This window comes from Flavobacterium phragmitis (genome assembly GCF_900112575.1).
Taxonomy (GTDB): domain Bacteria; phylum Bacteroidota; class Bacteroidia; order Flavobacteriales; family Flavobacteriaceae; genus Flavobacterium; species Flavobacterium phragmitis.
The window spans coordinates 395,756-414,729 of the sequence record NZ_FOMH01000004.1; the positions used below are offsets into that span (position 1 = coordinate 395,756).

General features: G+C 34.2%; 13 protein-coding genes. 2 read left to right on the plus strand and 11 right to left on the minus strand.

What is annotated here, in order from left to right; translation table 11 throughout:
- Nucleotides 1-49: 49 nt before the first annotated feature.
- Entirely contained in the window at nt 50-823 is a 774-nt protein-coding gene (locus BM289_RS09880; RefSeq protein ID WP_091492813.1) for an XRE family transcriptional regulator, read from the plus strand.
- A 160-nt stretch (nt 824-983) separates the two neighbouring features.
- On the opposite strand, the gene BM289_RS09885 is transcribed toward BM289_RS09880, so the two are convergent.
- The 11 genes from BM289_RS09885 to BM289_RS09935 all read right to left on the minus strand — a co-directional run bounded on the left by BM289_RS09885 (nt 984) and on the right by BM289_RS09935 (nt 16,651).
- The gene (locus BM289_RS09885; protein ID WP_091492815.1) at nt 984-1,745 is read right to left on the minus strand and encodes a phosphatase PAP2 family protein; all 762 of its coding nucleotides are present in this window, start codon (nt 1,743-1,745) and stop codon (nt 984-986) included.
- Between the two features lie 584 nt (nt 1,746-2,329).
- Nucleotides 2,330-4,048, minus strand: a complete 1,719-nt coding sequence (locus BM289_RS09890) for an ATP-binding protein (protein WP_091492877.1) — start codon at nt 4,046-4,048, stop codon at nt 2,330-2,332.
- A gap of 252 nt (nt 4,049-4,300) precedes the next feature.
- Nucleotides 4,301-5,422: a histidine kinase gene (locus BM289_RS09895; RefSeq protein ID WP_091492817.1), complete on the minus strand. Its 1,122-nt coding sequence runs from the start codon at nt 5,420-5,422 to the stop codon at nt 4,301-4,303.
- 151 nt (nt 5,423-5,573) lie between these two features.
- On the minus strand, nt 5,574-6,653 hold the full coding sequence (locus tag BM289_RS09900; RefSeq protein ID WP_091492819.1) for a porin: 1,080 nt from the start codon (nt 6,651-6,653) through the stop codon (nt 5,574-5,576).
- Between the two features lie 412 nt (nt 6,654-7,065).
- Nucleotides 7,066-7,617, minus strand: a complete 552-nt coding sequence (locus tag BM289_RS09905) for a K(+)-transporting ATPase subunit C (protein ID WP_091492820.1) — start codon at nt 7,615-7,617, stop codon at nt 7,066-7,068.
- Between the two features lie 131 nt (nt 7,618-7,748).
- Nucleotides 7,749-9,806, minus strand: a complete 2,058-nt coding sequence (gene kdpB / locus BM289_RS09910) for a potassium-transporting ATPase subunit KdpB (RefSeq protein ID WP_091492822.1) — start codon at nt 9,804-9,806, stop codon at nt 7,749-7,751.
- A gap of 289 nt (nt 9,807-10,095) precedes the next feature.
- Nucleotides 10,096-11,817 carry a potassium-transporting ATPase subunit KdpA gene (kdpA, locus tag BM289_RS09915; RefSeq protein ID WP_091492823.1) on the minus strand — a complete coding sequence of 574 codons (1,722 nt, stop codon included), beginning with the start codon at nt 11,815-11,817 and terminating at the stop codon, nt 10,096-10,098.
- A gap of 104 nt (nt 11,818-11,921) precedes the next feature.
- Nucleotides 11,922-11,999 carry a K(+)-transporting ATPase subunit F gene (gene kdpF, locus BM289_RS09920; RefSeq protein ID WP_073418200.1) on the minus strand — a complete coding sequence of 26 codons (78 nt, stop codon included), beginning with the start codon at nt 11,997-11,999 and terminating at the stop codon, nt 11,922-11,924.
- Between the two features lie 151 nt (nt 12,000-12,150).
- Nucleotides 12,151-12,432: a DUF7674 family protein gene (locus tag BM289_RS09925; RefSeq protein ID WP_091492825.1), complete on the minus strand. Its 282-nt coding sequence runs from the start codon at nt 12,430-12,432 to the stop codon at nt 12,151-12,153.
- 375 nt (nt 12,433-12,807) lie between these two features.
- Entirely contained in the window at nt 12,808-14,163 is a 1,356-nt protein-coding gene (locus tag BM289_RS09930; RefSeq protein WP_091492826.1) for a sigma-54-dependent transcriptional regulator, read from the minus strand.
- Between the two features lie 49 nt (nt 14,164-14,212).
- A complete protein-coding gene (locus tag BM289_RS09935; RefSeq protein WP_091492828.1) occupies nt 14,213-16,651 on the minus strand; it encodes a sensor histidine kinase in 2,439 nt (812 codons plus the stop codon).
- 208 nt (nt 16,652-16,859) lie between these two features.
- On the opposite strand from BM289_RS09935, the gene BM289_RS09940 reads away from it, so the two are divergent.
- Complete coding sequence (locus BM289_RS09940; protein WP_091492830.1) at nt 16,860-18,836, plus strand: sigma 54-interacting response regulator; 1,977 nt, start codon at nt 16,860-16,862, stop codon at nt 18,834-18,836.
- The last annotated feature ends 138 nt before the right edge of the window (nt 18,837-18,974 follow it).

An 18,974-nucleotide genomic window follows, 5' to 3' on the forward strand; every position in this document is an offset into this window, starting at 1 on the left:
TTAGAACATTTTTAGTATATTTGCTGTTCCAAATTATAACAAATTAATTATGTCCTTATTTTCAGACAACATCAGAGCATTAAGGGTTAAGCATAAAATATCGCAGGAGAAATTAGCTGAAAACCTTAGCATTACCAGAGGTAGATACGTAAAATACGAAGATGGAACTTCGGAAGCACCGTATGACATTTTAAAGAAAATTGCGTTATATTTTCATATGAGTATCGACTTGATATTATCTGTCGATATCCGTAAGATTGATGTGCAAAATTTGATAAAACTGGAAGGCAACCGACTTATTTTACCTATTCAAGTGGATAGTTTTGGAGAAAATTATATCGAAATTGTATCTCAAAAAGCAAAAGCAGGTTATCTCAACGGATATGCTGATCCAGAATATATTGAAAGTTTACAGCAGATTACACTTCCGTTTTTAGGACCAGGTAAGCATAGAGGTTTTCCAGTTGAAGGCGATTCAATGCCTCCACACGAAGATGGTTCGATTATTATTGGTCGTTATGTAGAAAAGCTTGGAGAAGTGATGGATGGCAAAACCTATATTCTGATTACCAAAAATGAAGGAATGGTTTATAAACGTCTCAATAAAAATAAAAAGAATAGTTTGGTTTTAGAATCTGATAATAGTTTTTACCCGAATTATGAAGTGAAAGCTTCTGATATTTTGGAGATTTGGGAATACGAATGCAACATCGGCCGTTCAGATAAAAAACAAGAAACGACGGAAACTGGGGAAATGAAAGATTTGCTTTTAGAATTGAAACGTGAAGTTCGAGAGATTAAGAATAATACTTCGAATACATAAAAAAAGTTTGCCACGAAGGCGCTAAGACACAAAGTTTATTTTAAATAATTCGTGAATTCGTGGCTATAAATTAAGTATAGTGATTCAAAAATCCTTCGAATCTTTAAAATCTGTGGCTAAAATAGAATTAGTGTCTTAGCGCCTTTGTGGCAAAAAAAATCTAAAAGACCTTCGCAAATCCTAATCCATATTGCTGGCCATTATAAAAAGGCATAATCATAGAAGTTGATTTGTTTTCAGAATCTGACTTAAATAGTTTTTTTGTGATATACGGATTGATCCAATACGCAATTTTGGTACTCAAAATCCCGATTCCCGCTCCAGCAGCAACATCAGTTAACCAATGACGATTGTTGTAAATTCTAAAAAGTCCGGTTCCTGTTGCAACGGCATAACCTGCAATTCCGTACCAAATCGATTTGTCTTTGTATTCTTGATATAAAAATTCTGCTCCAGCAAAAGCAGTTGCAGTATGTCCAGAAGGGAAGGAGTTGTTTGAACTTCCATCAGGTCTTTCTTCATGTACAATCGATTTCAAGCTCAAAACAGTCGTTGCCATAATAATATAAGAAGTTGCAAATATCACAGAACGATCACGCATATTATTTTTCCCTTTTACGCCAAAGGCATTCAAAGCGTAAACAGAAGCAGCTGGCGCATATTGCGAGAAGTCATCAATTGTGATTTTTTCGTCAATATCTTCTTTAACTTCTGCTCTTATCTGGCGATTGAAGCTTAAAAGTTGATCATTTCCAATTCCAATTACGCCGTACCCAATCAAAACCGACGGAATAATTAGCTGTTTGTAATTGAATTTCAAATTATTTGACGTGCTGTCAATTTTTGCAATTGAATCATTTTGCTGTGCATTCGCAGAAAATAATTCGAATAGAAATACAAGGAAAATCGTTTTGCGGAACATTGTTTTTGCAGTTATATTTTACAATAGTAACGAATGTTCGGCGCTGGTATTTTGAACTTAATTGAACCTTAAGCGAACTTTAATTTATTGGTTTTAAATAGGGTAATTGTATTAAGATTGGCTAAATTATTACAGAAAAAAGCATTGTAAATATTGTGTGATCCCTACGGGATAAATATATGTGTGCAGAAATTTTTTCTACCAATATATAATCTCTACGAGATACTCCTTTAGGAGTTAAATATTGGTAGAAAAAAAATATAAATTACAAGAAAGTCCCGTAGGGACGAACCATTTTGTAGGGCTGGATTTTAATCCAGTTTAATAATATGATTATAGCCTATAATTGTTTTTATTGTAGAATTTCTGTGTCAATCGGATTGAATCCCGATAGTTATCGGGAGGCCCTACAAAATGTACCGAGCCTACGGCTCTTCTGATAAATTTTATTAAAATATAATTTGTGAAAATTTGTGGCGAAAAAACACACACAAAGTCATTCAAAAATCTGTTTAATCCTTTTAATCTGTGGCTAAAAAAAATAAAACTTAGCGTCTTAGTGTCTTTGTGGCAAAACAAAAAAATTAAACCTTCAACGAAAACCAAAACGTACTTCCTAATCCCAAATTACTCTCAACACCAACGCTTCCATTTTGGGCTTCAATAAACTCTTTGCTAATCGCTAAACCTAATCCCGTGCCGGATTTTTGACTTCCCGGAACCTGAAAATATTTATCAAAAACTCGGTCTTTATATCGTGCATCAATTCCTTTTCCAGTGTCAATAACCTGAAATACGATTTGATTGTTTTCTTTTTTCAGTTTGATGTGGATCATACTTTTTTCAGATGAATATCTAATCGCATTCGATAAATAATTAATCAAAACCCAGCCTGTTTTTTCGCTGTCCGCTTTTACTTCGGTCAGGTTTTCATCGGCATCAACAATTAACTGAATTTGTTTTTGATCGGCTTGGACTTTTACCGCTTCAACAGCATAATTTACAATTTGATGCGGATTGCTTTTTTCGATATTCAGCTGAATATTTCCAGTTTCCAATTGGGATAAATTCAGCAATTCGCCTGTAATTTTCAACAGTCGCTGACTATCTTCTTTTATACTTTCAACCAATTGTTTCTGATCGTCGTTCATATCGCCCGTTTTCCCATTTTCAAGCAATTGAAGACTCAACTTTATAGAAGCAATCGGAGTTTTTAATTCATGTGAAACTGTGGCAATAAAATTGGTTTTAGCAAAATCCAATTCTTTAAAAAGCGTAATATTTCGCAGAATAATAACATCACCAATGTTGATTTCTTTTTCTTCTCCAGTCGGAATTATAGTAATATTCAGAATCTCTTTTTCGAAATAACTTTCTTTTCCATGAGCAAAGATTTTAAGCGGTTGTTTTTTAGGAATATCTGAATCTTCTTTTAAAATCAAAGAACGAATCAAATCATTTGATAAAGCCAGTTCTGAAGCCGATTTGCCAATAACATCTTCTAACTTCAGACCAATAATTTTTAATGCTTCATCGTTGGCAAACAAAACAATTCCTTCATGATCCAAACCAATAATTGGATCGTTCATATTGTTGATAAGCGTTTCGAGGCGTTTCTTTTCAAAAAAGAGTTTGTATAAATTACTGTCGTTGTATTCCTGAAGTTTCTGAGCCATTGTATTGAACGATTTTGCCAAATCTCCAAACTCGCTGTGACTCGTAAAATGAACTCTTTCAGAATAATTTTTATTAGCAATTTCCTTAATACTCAGCGTTAATTCTTTTATAGGATTCGCAATATTATTCGGCAGATTAACTAACAGATTAAAAGCAATCAAAAAGCATAAAGTTCCCACAATGGCAATCCATAAATTGGCAGTTTCTGCGGTATGTTGAGCAATATCGCTTTTTTGTTTTATAGCATTCATATTGAGCTTCATGATCTCAAAAATATCCTGCCTGATTTGTGTTTTTAAAGATTCATTAGAATTGTCTTTTTCTAAAAGAGAAAAGTTTTTTTTCAGGTTGTCAGTTCCTTTTTTCTCCCCAACTTCAGTAACATTTTGTGTCTGTTTCTGAAGATTGTCTTTAAAAATAACAATAGCTTTATTTTTATTAGAATTAATTTTGTCTAAAGACAAAAGCATATTTCGGGAATATTCAAGCGTGTTATAATTCGCTTTTAGAATGTTTTCAGTGTCTTTTTTTATAGAAAAAATATAAAAGGCACTAACTAAAGTGAGTATTATTATTAATAAAAATAACAATCCAACTCCCAGATTCAATTTGGTTTTAATTCTCATTTTATAAAACATTTAGTTTTTTTTGAACCATATAAGTGATATAAGAAAATATTAGAGTTTCTTTTATTTAACCGCAAAGAGCGCTAAGGTTTCGCAAAGCACACAAAGATTATATTTAAAATACTTTGCGCCCTTGCGCCTTTGCGAGCAAAAAACTCTAGCGAATTTTGCGTAAATCTTTGCGCCTTGCGGTTAAATTTCAACATCCCTAATTAAATGAACTTATATAACTTATATGGTTTAAAATTTTTTTCACGACAATATCACAAGATCAACATTTGACAAAGACAATTTGTTTAGCAAACGCCTGAAAATTGTTGTAGACAAAATTACTTTAAACAAATTAAAATGCGGTTTCCCAATACACACCGTTGTAATTTGTTTTTCTTCTACCGTTTTCAAAATAGCATCTGTAATATTTGAATTTTCCAATTTTATAACTTCTGCGCCTAATTGCACTGCGAGCTTAAAGTTATTAATTAAATGTCTTTGTTTGTCAAGTGCAATTCTCGTACTGCTTTCTTTAGGCGTTTCGACATACAAAACATACCAGGAACCATTATAATAACTCGCCAATCGCGCCGCTTTTCTAATTATAATTTTGGCTGTTTTTTCGTTACTGCTAATGCAGGCCAACAATTTTTCGTGTCGTAAAGCATGCAAATTCGGAACTTCACTTTCTACTTTTCGAACGACCTGACTTGCGACTTCTTTCAAAGCCAATTCACGCAATTGTAGAATTTGTTCCGATTTAAAAAAGTTCGCTAAAGCAGTCGGAATTTTATCTGCCGTATAAATTTTTCCTTCTTTCAAACGATCAATCAAATCTTCTGAAGTCAAATCGATATTCACGACTTCATCCGCCAACCGCAAAACATTATCGGGAATTCGCTCCTGAACATCAATGTTTGTAATACGTTTTACATCTTCGTTTAAACTCTCAATATGCTGAATATTGACAGCCGAAATCACATTAATTCCAGCTTCCAGAATCTCTAAAACATCCTGCCAGCGTTTTTCGTTTTTGCTTCCCTCAACGTTCGTGTGTGCCAATTCATCAACAATAACAACTTCCGGACGAAGATTAATAATGGCTTGTACATCAAGTTCTTCAAGCTGTTTTCCTTTATAAAAAATTGTTCGCCTTGGAATAATAGGAAGACCAGCTAATAATTCATGTGTTTCTTTCCGCATGTGCGTTTCGATGTAACCGATTTTGACATCGATTCCGTTTTTCAATAACGAATGCGCTTCCTGAAGCATACGAAAGGTCTTGCCCACACCGGCACTCATTCCAATGTAGATTTTAAACTTTCCTTTCCGTGATTTCTGAATCAAATCCAGAAAATGCTGTGCGTTGTTTTCGTTTTCCATTTTTTGTTTTGCCACAAAGGCGCTAAGTCACAAAGTTTTTTTTAGCCACGAATTCACGAATTTTTATTTGAAATAATTCGTGAATTTGTGGCGAATAAATTAGCACAAAGAAAAATCCTTTTAATCTGTGAAATCTGTGGCTAAAATATTTCTAGAAAGAAATTGCCAGCGAAGTTGTCACAAATGTATTGGTATCCGTTGGCAGATTGTCTTTATTTGTAAAAAATTCATCTTTACTTGACAGATTTCTAGCTTCAATTCTAAACATAACATTATCAGTTACTAAGTAATCAAAGTTAGCTGAAAATCCGTAAGTTTTAAATCCGTTTGGAGTTTCTGTTGCGATGATTACACCTTTTTCGTCACTGTAATATTCACCACGTGCTGCAAGCTGAATTTTATCAGTCGGCTTGTATTGCAGAATTGCAACAGGCGAAAACCAAACATCATATTTATCACTTCCTTTAGCCGATTGCTGTGAACCAATATCAAAACCAGTTGTTAAGTTTACTTTTTCAGCCACTTTAAATTGTCCGTAGAAATTATTAAAGTAACGCCACTTTTTATCAATATCAGGCTGTTCGTTTCCAACATAAGTGCTCCAATTCAAAACAACCCGATCAGATGGTTTGTACGTAACTTGCGTTCCAAAAGCTGGAGTTTGATTTCCATCTATTTTTTGAATTCTCTGCCAACCGTTTAAATACATTCCGGCCAAATACCATTTTCCAGATTCAGAAGTATAGCCAATTTTAACTCCTGCTTCATAATATGGAGAATTCTCTGCTAAAATACTTCTGGTCAAAGTCTGGCAATCTTTTCCAATCGCACTTTCAAAACCAATATGCGATGGCAAGATTCCCGCATCAATCCATAAATTATGGTTTTTGGAGATTTTAACACCAACATTTGCTTCATAAACATTTTGCAAAAGACCTTGTTCGGCAGACATATTATATTGCGGATAAGTTCCAGCCATCAAAGCAAAATTTCCACGAACATTTTCTGTCGAATAATTCACTTTTGCCATTCCCAAATTCAGGTTCACTTCATTGCTTTTATTATAACTGTAAAAAAAGTTTGGACGAGTATGATTTTCTGGTTTCCCAAAATCATAACTATAATAAACGTCTACATATCCTGAAAACGTAAACGGACTTTTTGTTTCTTCTTGTGCGTGTAAATTGCTAAAACCAAAAGCGATTAAAGCAGTAAGTATTAATTTTTTCATTTTTGTGGTATTCAATTATTTGTTTAGTAGATTTTTTAGGAGCTATTTCCCGCTATCCGTTTCAATCTTTTGCTTTTTAAAGAAAAAAGCAAAAGGATTTCCACTACTATCGGGGCTAGGACATTTGGGGTAAAAAGGCGTTTTCGTTTCCTGCAAGGTTTTCAAAACCTTGTAGGTATTTAATTTTAAGTTTCAGTTCACGCTCTGTTTGTCATCCTGAGGAACGAAGGATCACACTAGAAGCTCGACAAAGATTGGCGATTATGCAGACGGAGTGTCGAGTGTGATCCTTCGTTCCTCAGGATGACAAACTGTATGGTTACTCTGTTTATAATACCTAACAGGTTTTTAAAACCTGTTACGAGAAAAAACTTAGAGTCTCATTATATCAGAACCTTAGCATCTTAGAGCTTTAGCGAAGCTGATCCAAAGCCACATTCAATTCCAAAACATTCACAGTCTCAGGCCCAACAACAGCCGAATTAATTTTAGATTCCACCAAAGCTTTTACTTTCGCTTCAGCTAAATTTCGTTCTTTAGCAACACGTTTTACCTGAATCAAAGCACCTTGCGGAGAAACATTCGGATCTAAACCGCTTCCTGAAGCCGTAACCATATCAGCTGGAATATCAGATTTTTTCAAATAAGGATGAACTAATAAAAGCGTATCAATTCTTTTTTGAACCAAAGCCAAATACTCGGCATTGCTTGGCCCTTTGTTGCTTCCGGCGCTTCCCGCCGCGTTGTAATCAACAGCTGATGGTCTTCCCCAGAAATAATTCGATTTATCGAATTTCTGACCAATTTTTTGGTAACCAACTATTTTTCCGTTAACCGAAATAGTTTCTCCTTTTCCTTGATTTGGAGCAATTTGTGCGATTCCATAAATCGCAAGAGGATAAATAACTGCAAATAAGATTAAAGTAACTGCAGTAAGTTTTAATATTGAGAATATGTTTTTCATTTTTTTTTAAGATTCTAAGGTTCTAAGTTGCTGAGATGCTAAGTTTTTTTAGAACTCACTAATCCAGAACCGATGTTTTTATTTGAGTTTTTGTAACCCGACAGGTTTTTAAAACCTGTCGGGTTTAATCTTTACATAAAGAGCGTAACAATCAAATCAATAATTTTAATTCCAATAAAAGGAACAATGATTCCTCCCAAACCATAAATCAAAAGATTACGTTTTAAAATCGCACTCGCACCGATTGGACGGTATTCAACACCTTTCAACGCAAGCGGAATCAAAATCGGAATGATAATAGCATTAAAAATAACAGCCGATAAAATCGCACTTTCAGGACTGTGGAGATGCATAATGTTCAAACCTTGAAGCGCAGGAATTGCAGTAATAAATAAAGCAGGAACAATCGCAAAATATTTCGCAACGTCATTAGCAATTGAGAACGTAGTCAAAGTTCCGCGAGTCATTAAAAGCTGTTTTCCAATTTCAACAATCTCAATTAACTTGGTTGGGTCATTGTCAAGATCGACCATGTTTCCGGCTTCTTTCGCAGCTTGAGTACCGCTGTTCATGGCAACACCTACATTCGCTTGTGCAAGGGCAGGAGCGTCATTTGTTCCGTCACCCATCATGGCAACCAAACGTCCTTCTGCTTGTTCTTTTCGGATATAGTTCATTTTATCTTCCGGTTTAGCTTCAGCAATAAAATCATCTACACCCGCTTTTTCAGCAATAAATTTAGCCGTCAAAGGATTGTCTCCCGTAACCATAACGGTTTTGATTCCCATTCGGCGTAAGCGTTCGAAACGTTCTTTCATTCCGGTTTTGATAATATCCTGTAATTCGATTACACCTTGGATTTCATTGTTTTTTAGTACTACTAAAGGCGTTCCTCCATTAGAAGAAATAGAAATTACCTGCTGTGCTGTATCTTCTGGGAAAACATTTCCTGCTTGCAAAGCAATGTTTTTTGCTGCATCTTGTGCGCCTTTTCTAATATTGGTTCCATCTTTTAGTACTACTCCCGAAGTTCTGGTTTCGGCAGTAAACTTGATAGTGTGTGAAATGTTTTCTGTAAGAAGTGAAATGTCTGACTGCATTTTACTATTCTCATCTAACATTTTAGCTAGTTCCAAAATACTTTTTCCTTCAGGAGTGTCATCGGCAAGCGAACTCAATACAGCCGATTTCACGAAATCATCAAAAGAGATTCCTTTTGTTGGATAAAAATTAGTTGCTTTTCTATTTCCAATTGTGATCGTTCCGGTTTTATCCAAAAGCAAAACATCAATATCTCCGGCAGTTTCAACCGCTTTCCCTGATTTTGTAATTACGTTGGCGCGTAAAGCTCTGTCCATTCCTGCAATTCCAATCGCAGATAATAAACCTCCAATTGTAGTTGGAATTAAACAAACAAAAAGCGAAATAAAAGCTGCAATAGTAATAGGAGCGTTGGCATAATCTGCAAAAGGTTTTAAGGTTACGCAGACAATGATGAAGATTAAAGTGAAAGCTGCTAACAGAATTGTCAAAGCAATTTCGTTTGGCGTTTTCTGACGGCTTGCACCTTCCACCAAAGCAATCATTTTATCTAAAAAGCTTTCGCCAGGTTCAGAAGTTACTTTTACTTTAATTTTATCAGATAATACTTTTGTTCCTCCGGTTACCGAAGATTTATCTCCGCCTGCTTCACGAATTACTGGAGCACTTTCTCCCGTAATGGCACTTTCGTCGATTGTGGCAAGTCCTTCTATAATTTCACCATCAGCGGCAATTAAATCACCTGCTTCACAAATGAAAATATCGTCTTTTTTTAAGGTTGAAGAACTTACGTTTTTGATTTCTCCATTGGGCAGAATTTGTCTTGCAGGAGTTTCCTCACGAGTTTTTCTTAAACTGTCGGCTTGTGCTTTTCCTCGGGCTTCGGCAATCGCTTCGGCGAAATTGGCAAACAAAAGCGTTGCAAATAAAATTAGGAAAACAATCAAATTGTAAATAAAACTGCCTTGATCGTTTGCGCCCATTAAGATCGAAACGCAAACGGCAAACATAATGGCAGTTCCGATTTCTACGGTAAACATTACCGGATTTTTTACCATCATTTTTGGATTCAGTTTCACAAAAGACTGCAATAAAGCTTCTTTTACCTGTTTGCTTTCAAACAATGATGTGGATTTATTAGTTGTCATTTTCTTGTAAAAAGTTAAATGTTATTTGTAAAATGTTATGCGTAAAAAACACATAGGTTATAAAACATAGCCAGTGGTTTCAACCACTGGAACGCAACGTATATCACATTTTGTGTCCCGCAATTCGTTTCCCGTGGTTGAAACCACGGGCTATATTTAAAATAAGAATGAACAATTTGTTATTCAACTATGTGTTAGAAACTAGTTTCTTTTTATTTATCTTTTTCAGAAAAGAAAAAATCTATGTTTCTATGTGTTTAAAATAAATTAAGCATTGAAAAATGAGTTATTATTTTAGTGTAAAGTATTCTGCTAATGGACCTAAAGCTAATGCAGGAAAGAAAGACAAAGCAGCAATAATAGCAATCACAGCAAAAATCATTATTCCAAAAATGGAAGTATCGGTTTTTAAAGTTCCCGCACTTTCAGGAATATATTTTTTATTCGCTAATAAACCTGCAATTGCAAGAGGCCCAATAATCGGAATGAAACGGCTCAACAATAAAACAATTCCTGTTGTGATATTCCAAAACGGATTATTATCTCCCAAACCTTCAAAACCAGAACCATTGTTGGCAGCACTCGAAGTATATTCATACAGCATTTCAGAGAATCCGTGATTTCCAGGATTGTTTAGCCAGCCTGTAGCATTTCCGCTGAACCAATAACCCATTGCGGTATCATGTGCTGCAAAATAAGAAGCCAAAGCAGTTCCGGCTAAAATCAATAATGGGTGAATAATCGCGATAAAAGCAGCAATTTTAACTTCCCGTGCTTCAATTTTCTTTCCTAAAAATTCAGGAGTTCGGCCAACCATTAAACCAGAGATAAATACGGCTAGAATAATAAAGATGTAAAAGTTGAGGTAACCGACACCACATCCGCCGTAAAAAGCATTTACCATCATGGCTAATAACTGCATTGCTCCAGAAACCGGCATAGAACTATCGTGCATACTATTTACAGATCCTGTAGAAATCACTGTTGTAGCGATACTCCAGAAACCTGAAATAGCGGGACCAAAACGAACTTCTTTTCCTTCCATGGCTCCAGTTGTTTGAGCGATTCCCATTTTTGCAATAGCTGGATTTCCGTTCATTTCGCTTGAGATTGTCGGAATTACAAGAAGTAAAAAGCCAACAGTCATCACACCAAAAATGATGTAAGAGAATTTTCTTTTATTTAGGAAAAAACCAAGTGCAAAAATCATTGCAAACGGAACAATCATTTGTGCCCAAAGCTCAACAGCATTTGTAAAATAAGTCGGGTTTTCTAACGGATGAGCTGAGTTAGCTCCGAAGAATCCGCCACCATTTGTACCTATATGTTTAATAGCAATAAAGGCAGCTGCTGGCCCGCGCGAAACTTCGACATGATCGCCTTGTAAAGTTGTGATGGCATCTTTTTCTTCAAAAGTCATTGGAGTGCCACTGAAAACTAAAGCGATAGCAACAATTGCAGAAAGAGGCAATAAGATACGAGTACAGCTTTTTACGAAGTAATTGTAGAAATTCCCTAGCTTGTCTGTGGTTCTTTCTTTCATAGCGGTAAAAACCATTGCGGCAGCAGCGATTCCGACACCAGCCGAAACGAATTGCAAAAACATTAATACCATTTGCGATAAGTACGAAACCCCGCTTTCGCCTGAATAATGTTGTAAATCGCAATTGACTAAAAACGAAATGGCAGTATTAAAAGCCAAATCGGGTGTCATTGAGGGATTATTATCTGGATTTAAAGGCAGAGAACCCTGAAAAAGCAGCACAAAAAAGCAAAGAAAAAACCAAACCATATTGATGCTCAAAAGTGCTTTTAAATGCTGTTTCCAGTTCATTTCTTCAGCTGGATTGATACCGCTGATTTTAAAAATAAATTTTTCAAGCGGATTGAAAATCGGGTCAAGAAGGGTTTTATCTCCTTTGAAAATCTTAGCAATATATTTTCCGAAAGGAATGGCTAAAAAAACAGTTAGGATAAAAATACCAATGACACCTAATAATTCTGTATTCATAATTTTTATTTTTTGTGAGATGTGAAATTGTAAAAAGTGAGATGTCATTTGTAAAAAGGATTGACGCATAACATCTAACTTCTCACTTATAACTTTTCACTAGATTAAAATTTTTCGGGTTTGATTAATACGTAAATCAAATACACGAAAACGGCGATTGAAACAATAAATAGTGCAGTCATGATTTAGATTTTTTCAAAGAATTCAACTGACAGAAAACAAATCGCAAACAGTAAAACCGCTAAAGCGAGAAGGAGGATGGTGATCATAATTTTATTTTAGATTTTAGATTTTTATCGATTAAACAATTAAACAGTTAACCGATTAAACTTTTTACACTCCTGAAGCATTAACCTGTTTGATATATTCTGCTTTAAGAGTTTGTGGAAAAAGATGCGAGATATTGCAATGACGCATTTCCATAAAAGATGAAACAGAAAAAACATACACATTTGAAATGGCGTTTTTAGTTTCGATACTTCCTGTATTAAATAATCGTTCAGCAAGTGCCAAGCATTTTTTAGCCCGAACGATATTTCCAGAAATAATAGATTTTTTGGTTATCTCAGCAAACCGTTCGGCTTGTTTGTAGATTGAGGTTACTTGATTTTTCATTTGGAATGAATTTTTAATGTTCTTCCTCTGTATGCCAAAAGATGTTCCGAAAAAATAAAGAAGTGTGTAAAGTGTTGTGAATAAAAGGAATGTGTTTTATGCCAAAAATTAAGCATAAAAAAAGCCTATCATTTTGATAAGCTTTTCTCGTTTTGATAAGTTGTTTCCAAGCTTCGGAGAAGCGAAATGTTTATAGAAAATAACGAACCCACGTTCATCAGAGCCCCAGCGGGGTGAAATATTTTTTTAGATTGCGTGGGTGTCGCTCCGCAGGAGCTTTTTCTCATTTGTGATAAAATAATCTATAAATATATCGCTTCTCCGAAGCTTTAAAGATTGAATTTAAAATTTGTCATTGATATTGGAATTTGGAATTTAATTTTTGGAATTTTCTATTCCGTATTCTTCAATTTTCCTATACAAAGTCGCAATCCCAATTTCCAACAATCTAGCCGTTTCAGCCTTATTTCCTTTTGTATAATTTAAAACCTTTTGAATATGGAGTTTCTCAACACTTTGCATAGAGAAAGCAGACATTGCTTTCGAATTATTTTCAGCCTGATGTTGCATTTCATAAGGCAGAACATCTGAAGTCAAAATATCGCCATTACTCAAAATAACCGATCTTTCGATAACGTTTTTAAGTTCACGGATATTTCCCGGCCAAGAATAATTTTCTAATTTCTGCAGAAAATCATCCCCAATCTGTAAGGATTTTTTATTTGTTTTTTCAGAAAATTGTTTAACGTAATAATTCGCCAAAAGTGGAATGTCTTTAATTCTTTCTCGTAAAGAAGGCAATTTAATTTCGAAAATATTCAAACGGAAATACAAATCAGAACGGAAACGATGTTCGTCGCTTTCTACCTTTAAATCTCGGTTTGTAGCCGCAATTAATCTGAAATTTGATTTTTTTGGAGTCGTATCTCCAATGGGAATATATTCGCTGGTTTCTAAAACACGCAATAATTTAGCTTGAAGATCAATCGGCATTTCGCCAATTTCATCTAGAAACAAAGTTCCGCCATTCGCTTCTTCAATAAAACCTTTTTTATCTTTTAAAGCTCCTGTAAAAGCGCCTTGCTTATGACCGAAAAGTTCACTCTCCAGAATTTCTTTACTGAAAGTACTGCAGTTTAAAGCCACAAAAGATTTTCCAACGCGATTGCTGTTTTCGTGAATTGCCTGTGCAAAAACTTCTTTTCCAGTTCCGGTTTCGCCAGTTAATAAAACAGTCGAATCGGTTTTGGCTACTTTTTGAGCCAAATCAATAACTTGCTCGATTCCTTTTGATTTTCCTATAATAGTATTAAAAGAATATTTGTCGTTGATTCGTTTTTCAAGCTGTTGCACTTTCTTTTGCAAATGTACTTTTTCGACAGCTTTATAAAGAAGCGGAATAATTTTATCGTTATCATCACCTTTTACAATATAATCGAAAGCGCCGTTTTTCATTGCCTGAACTCCGTCCGGAATATTTCCGAAAGCGGTCAGTAAAATAACTTCTGTTAAAGGAAAACTATTTTTTATGTTTTGAAGAAAATCAACACCATTTCCGTCAGGCAATTTTACATCGCACAAAACAACATCAATTTCAGTTTGTTCCAGTTTTTTGAAACCCGATTTTAAATCCTTCGCTTCAAAAACTTCAAATCCTTCCGATTTTATAATTCGTGCCAGCAGACTTCTCAGTTTCTCTTCGTCGTCTATAATTAAAATTTTGTGTGTCATTTGCAGATAAGCTAAAAACCGAATCGGTATTTGATGTACAAATTTAGCTTTAAATCGATTTCCTTTTTGGATTCAGTGGAAATTCTTGTGCAAATTCAATTTTCAGAATTGTTCCGTTATTATTTTCCATGGTCAAATTTCCGTCAATATCATCACTCAAACCTCTTATTAAGCTCATTCCGAAAGAGTTTGCTTTTTTATCATTGAGGTTTGGATCAAAGCCAATTCCGTTGTCAGAAATAGTCAGAACATATTGCTTTTCGTCTTTCGCTTCAAGCGTAATATAAATCATTCCCGTTCGGTCGTTTGGAAAAGCATATTTAATAGAATTCGTGATTGCTTCGTTCAAAATCAATCCAAGCGGAACGGCCTGTGCCACATCTAATTCTAACGGATCAACTTTGACTTCAAAACGAATTCTCTGTCCAAGCGAAAAAGATTCACGTAAATATTCGACTAATTCTTTAATATAATTCGGCATATTAATAGTCGAAATATTCTCGGAATTATACAATTTCTGATGAATCAAAGACATCGAATGAATCCTGTGCTGACTGTTTTTAATAGCTGATAAAGCCATATCATTTTCTAGATAAGCCGATTGAGAATTCAATAAACTAATTACAGTCTGCAGATTATTTTTTACTCGATGATGAATTTCTTTCAAAAGCCATTCTTTTTCGTCCAATAAATGTCTCAGGTCGGCATTTGCTTTACTGATTTCTTTTTCTTTTAATTCTAATTTGACATTATTTCGTTGTTTTAAACGATAACGATTGTACAATAATCCAACCGTAATGAGAAGCAAAACCAAACTCCAGATTGAAACACTGTTTAGCATTTTGGATTTCTTTAAAGCCACTTCTTTTAAATTAGATTCTTGATTTAAAAGTTTGATTTCTTGTTCTTTATTTTTGGTTTCGTATTGAATTTTAAGTTCGTCAATTTGTCGGTTTTTATTTACGCCATGCAGAGAATCGCTTATTCGGTTGTATTCTTTATAATGCTCTAAAGCCGTTTTGTAATCACCATTAATAGAGTCTGTTTTATATAATAAAAGTTTAAGTGCTTCAGAACTATATCTTATATCATGTGGTTTTAAAGAAGCAATAACTTGATCAGTATAAAATTTAGCTTCTTTTGGTCTTTTGGTTTTAATATAAAATAAGGCAATTACCGTATTTTGATGCATAACTTCTCTAAATGTCTCAGGCGAATTTATTTGTTGGGAGTATTGATAAGTTTCTTTAAAATACTTTTCGGCCTGAACAAAATTCCCTAATTGATCATAACAATTCGCTGTAATATAGGCAACCGACATTTTATCAAAAGTACTTTTTGGAGGATATTTTGTAGTCATAAAATGTATATATTCCAAAGCTTCTTTTGTTTTTCCTTTTAGAGATATAGCTGCAACAGAGCTGAAAAAACTTTTATACCAAGTACCGGTATCAAAAGTATGCTGTCCAATTTCGATACTCTTTTTGTAGAGTTGTAATGCTTCTTCATGATGTCCGTAGTGATTGTAAACATCGCCTAAACGCATATAAAAGATGTCTCCAAAGGTATAATCTCTTTCTGCCTCCATTCTTTTTATACTTTTTAATGCGTAGTATAATGCAGTTGGAATATTTCTTTGTGCCAATTCAATAAAAACAATTGTGGTTTCGGCAAATTGTTGATGTGTAAAGCCAATTTTTCGCAAATCGACTAAATTTTTATATAACCTCTTTTTTGCGTCATTTATTTTTCCTGTCCAGAAATAAATGGTCGTGATTTTCATATAGTTTTCGATTCTCTTTTCTTCCAATCCTAAAGAAGCATAAATCGAAACGGTTTCTTGCAACAGTTTTTCTTTTTCAGGATCCTGATTAAACAAAAGAGTTCCGTAAGCATCCAAAGCTTCAGCAAGTTTTAATTGATCATTTTGTTTACGATACTCTGCTATAATTGACGAAAATATCTTTTTACCTTCTGACTGATTATTAGCCTGATAATAATATTTGCCTAAAAGCAATAAACTCTGATGCTGCCATTTTTTATCTTTAAGCTGATTGCTTGTGCGAACAGCATCATCAATATAAGTTTTGGCATTTTGAAGATCTTCGGGTTTGGTGCCTGGTTTAAAAAGATAAAAATTTCCTAATTGAAGTGATAATTTGATTCTATTTTCCCCTTTCGTTTTCGCCAGAAGTTTTATAACCGAATTGATGTTACCTTTTTCCATCAAATCTTTTCCAATAAGATATGAGCCGTTATTAAAACCTTCATCATAAGCAAGAGCAACAGGAAGTTTATAAGCCTTACAAGCTAAAACTACCGAACTGTCTACATCGATAGCACCTTGATTGGCATTGAACAAATACATCGAACAGGCCTGAATTAATAATCTTTTTTTAGGAAGATTATATTTGGCAACAGTTGGAGATAATTGCCCAGCCGAAGCATAACTTACAAGCAAAATCAAATAGAAAATGATTCGTTTCATAACAGGTTATAAATTAGTTTTTTGGATTGGTTTTGGTAAACAAATATAGAAAGAAAGAAGTCTGACTTTTTTAAAAAATATCAGGAAAATTCACATTAAATATGATTTTTTTTGATATAAAATTTCAAAAACACTGAAATTACTTGAGTTATTTAACTAATTTTATACCATATAATTATGAAAATATAATATTACAAATACTACATTTATGGGAACTGTGTCTGAAAAAAGCACCCAATCTGAAAATAACAACTTACAAAAGCAAATTTTAATTGTCGAAGATCAGTTTATTGAAGCGCATGATCTGCAATTAATTCTAGAAAAGGCAAACTATAATGTCATCGGAATTGTACGTTCTGTTGATCAGGCTTTGGAAGTAATTCAGACCCAGAAACCAGATTTGGTATTTGTAGATATTATGCTAAAAGGAAGCCAAACCGGAATTGATCTTGCTCATATTTTAAAAGAAAAAAATATTGGTTTCATTTTTGTCTCGGCCAATTCAAGCAAAGGAATTTTAGATCAGGCGAAGACAACTCATCCATACGGATTTATCGTAAAACCGTTTCGGGAACAAGATATTTTAACGACGCTGGAAATTGCTTTTTACAGACAAAAGTATAGCTTGGAATCGCATTTAATGCAACAATTGGATTTGAAAAATGAGATAACAGAGTTGATCAATTCCAATCTAAAGTTAGAAGATGCTTTATTAGCTTTCGCCAAAATCATTCAGACTTTTGTTTCTTTTGATTATCTGGAAACCGGATTTGTAAATGCAGAACAATATTCAAACCTTGGAATCATCCGAAAAAATATCAATCAATATCAAGTCATCAATGTAGAAAAACTTTCGCAGATTGCCGAAATATCCGTTCGGGAATTAAATGAAACCTATATCAAATCTCAAATTGATATTAAACCAATTATTTACAGCGAAGAATCTCTGATAAATAATTTTCAGGCTGCGCCGATAAAAGGAATTATTTCGCATAATTTCGGAATTAAATCCTATTTGGTTTTCCCGCTTTCTATTGCTGTTTCACAGCGTTTTTGCTTTACGTTTTACAGTCGTAATTTTAATGTGTATTCCGATGAGAATCTAAAATTACTGTCGAATCTTGAAAACATTTTTTCTCAGTTTATTTCCCGTTTTTATCTGACTGAACCAATAATTCGTATTGAACCTAAAGAGATTCCTGCAAAAAAAGAAAAAACAGAAAATATAAAATTAGGTTTTGAAGGCATAATTGGAAACAGTTCGCAAATGGTAACGGTTTTTAATTACATTAAAAAAGTAGCGCCATCGGATACTTCTGTTTTGATTTTAGGCGAAAGCGGAACGGGAAAAGAAAAAATTGCCAAAAGCATTCACGATTTGTCTCCAAGAAAAGATAAACCGCTCATTATAATAAACTGTGGAGCGATTCCTGAAAATCTGGCTGAATCTTTACTTTTTGGGCATGAAAAAGGCGCGTTTACCGGAGCAACCGAAAAACGAATCGGGAAATTTGAGTTAGCAAACGGCGGAACAATTTTCTTAGATGAAATAGGAGAAATGCCTCTCGAACTTCAGGTAAAATTATTGCGTGTTCTGCAGGAACGGGAAATTGAACGTGTCGGCGGATTAATGCCGATAAAAATTGATGTGCGAATTATCGCGGCAACCAATAAAAATCTGGAAGAAGAAGTCGCAGCAGGACGCTTTAGAATGGATTTATATTATCGACTTCACGTTTTTCCAATAATGGTTCCATCTCTAAAAAAGAGAAAAGAAGATATTCCAGAACTGACAGACCATTTCATAAATATCTACAGCGAAAGAATGAACCGAAAAGCTCCTGTACTCTCAGAAAATGCTTTAAAGCAGATTATGAATTACGATTGGCCTGGAAATATCAGGGAATTAGAACACCTTATTCAACGCACTATTTTACTCACCGAAGGCAATACGATTAAAAATATCGAGTTTTCGCCTTCATCCAAAATACACGCACAGCAAAACACCGATTCATTTTCAATCAAAACAATCATGGAAAATGAGCGTGACTACATATTATATATACTCAAAAAATGTAATGGAAAAATTTCAGGAGCAGGCGGAGCAGCCGAAATTCTGGATATTCATCCTTCGACTTTAAATTCGAAAATCAAAAAACTTGAAATTAAGAGAGAAATAAGTTAATTTGTTTTTAGTGTAACCGGTAAAATAATTTAAACACATAGAAACATAGATTTTTCTTTATAGTAAAAAGGTAATTAAAAGAAACTAGTTTCTAACACATAGCTTATGTGTTTTATTAAAAGTGAAATGCCTTTCAAC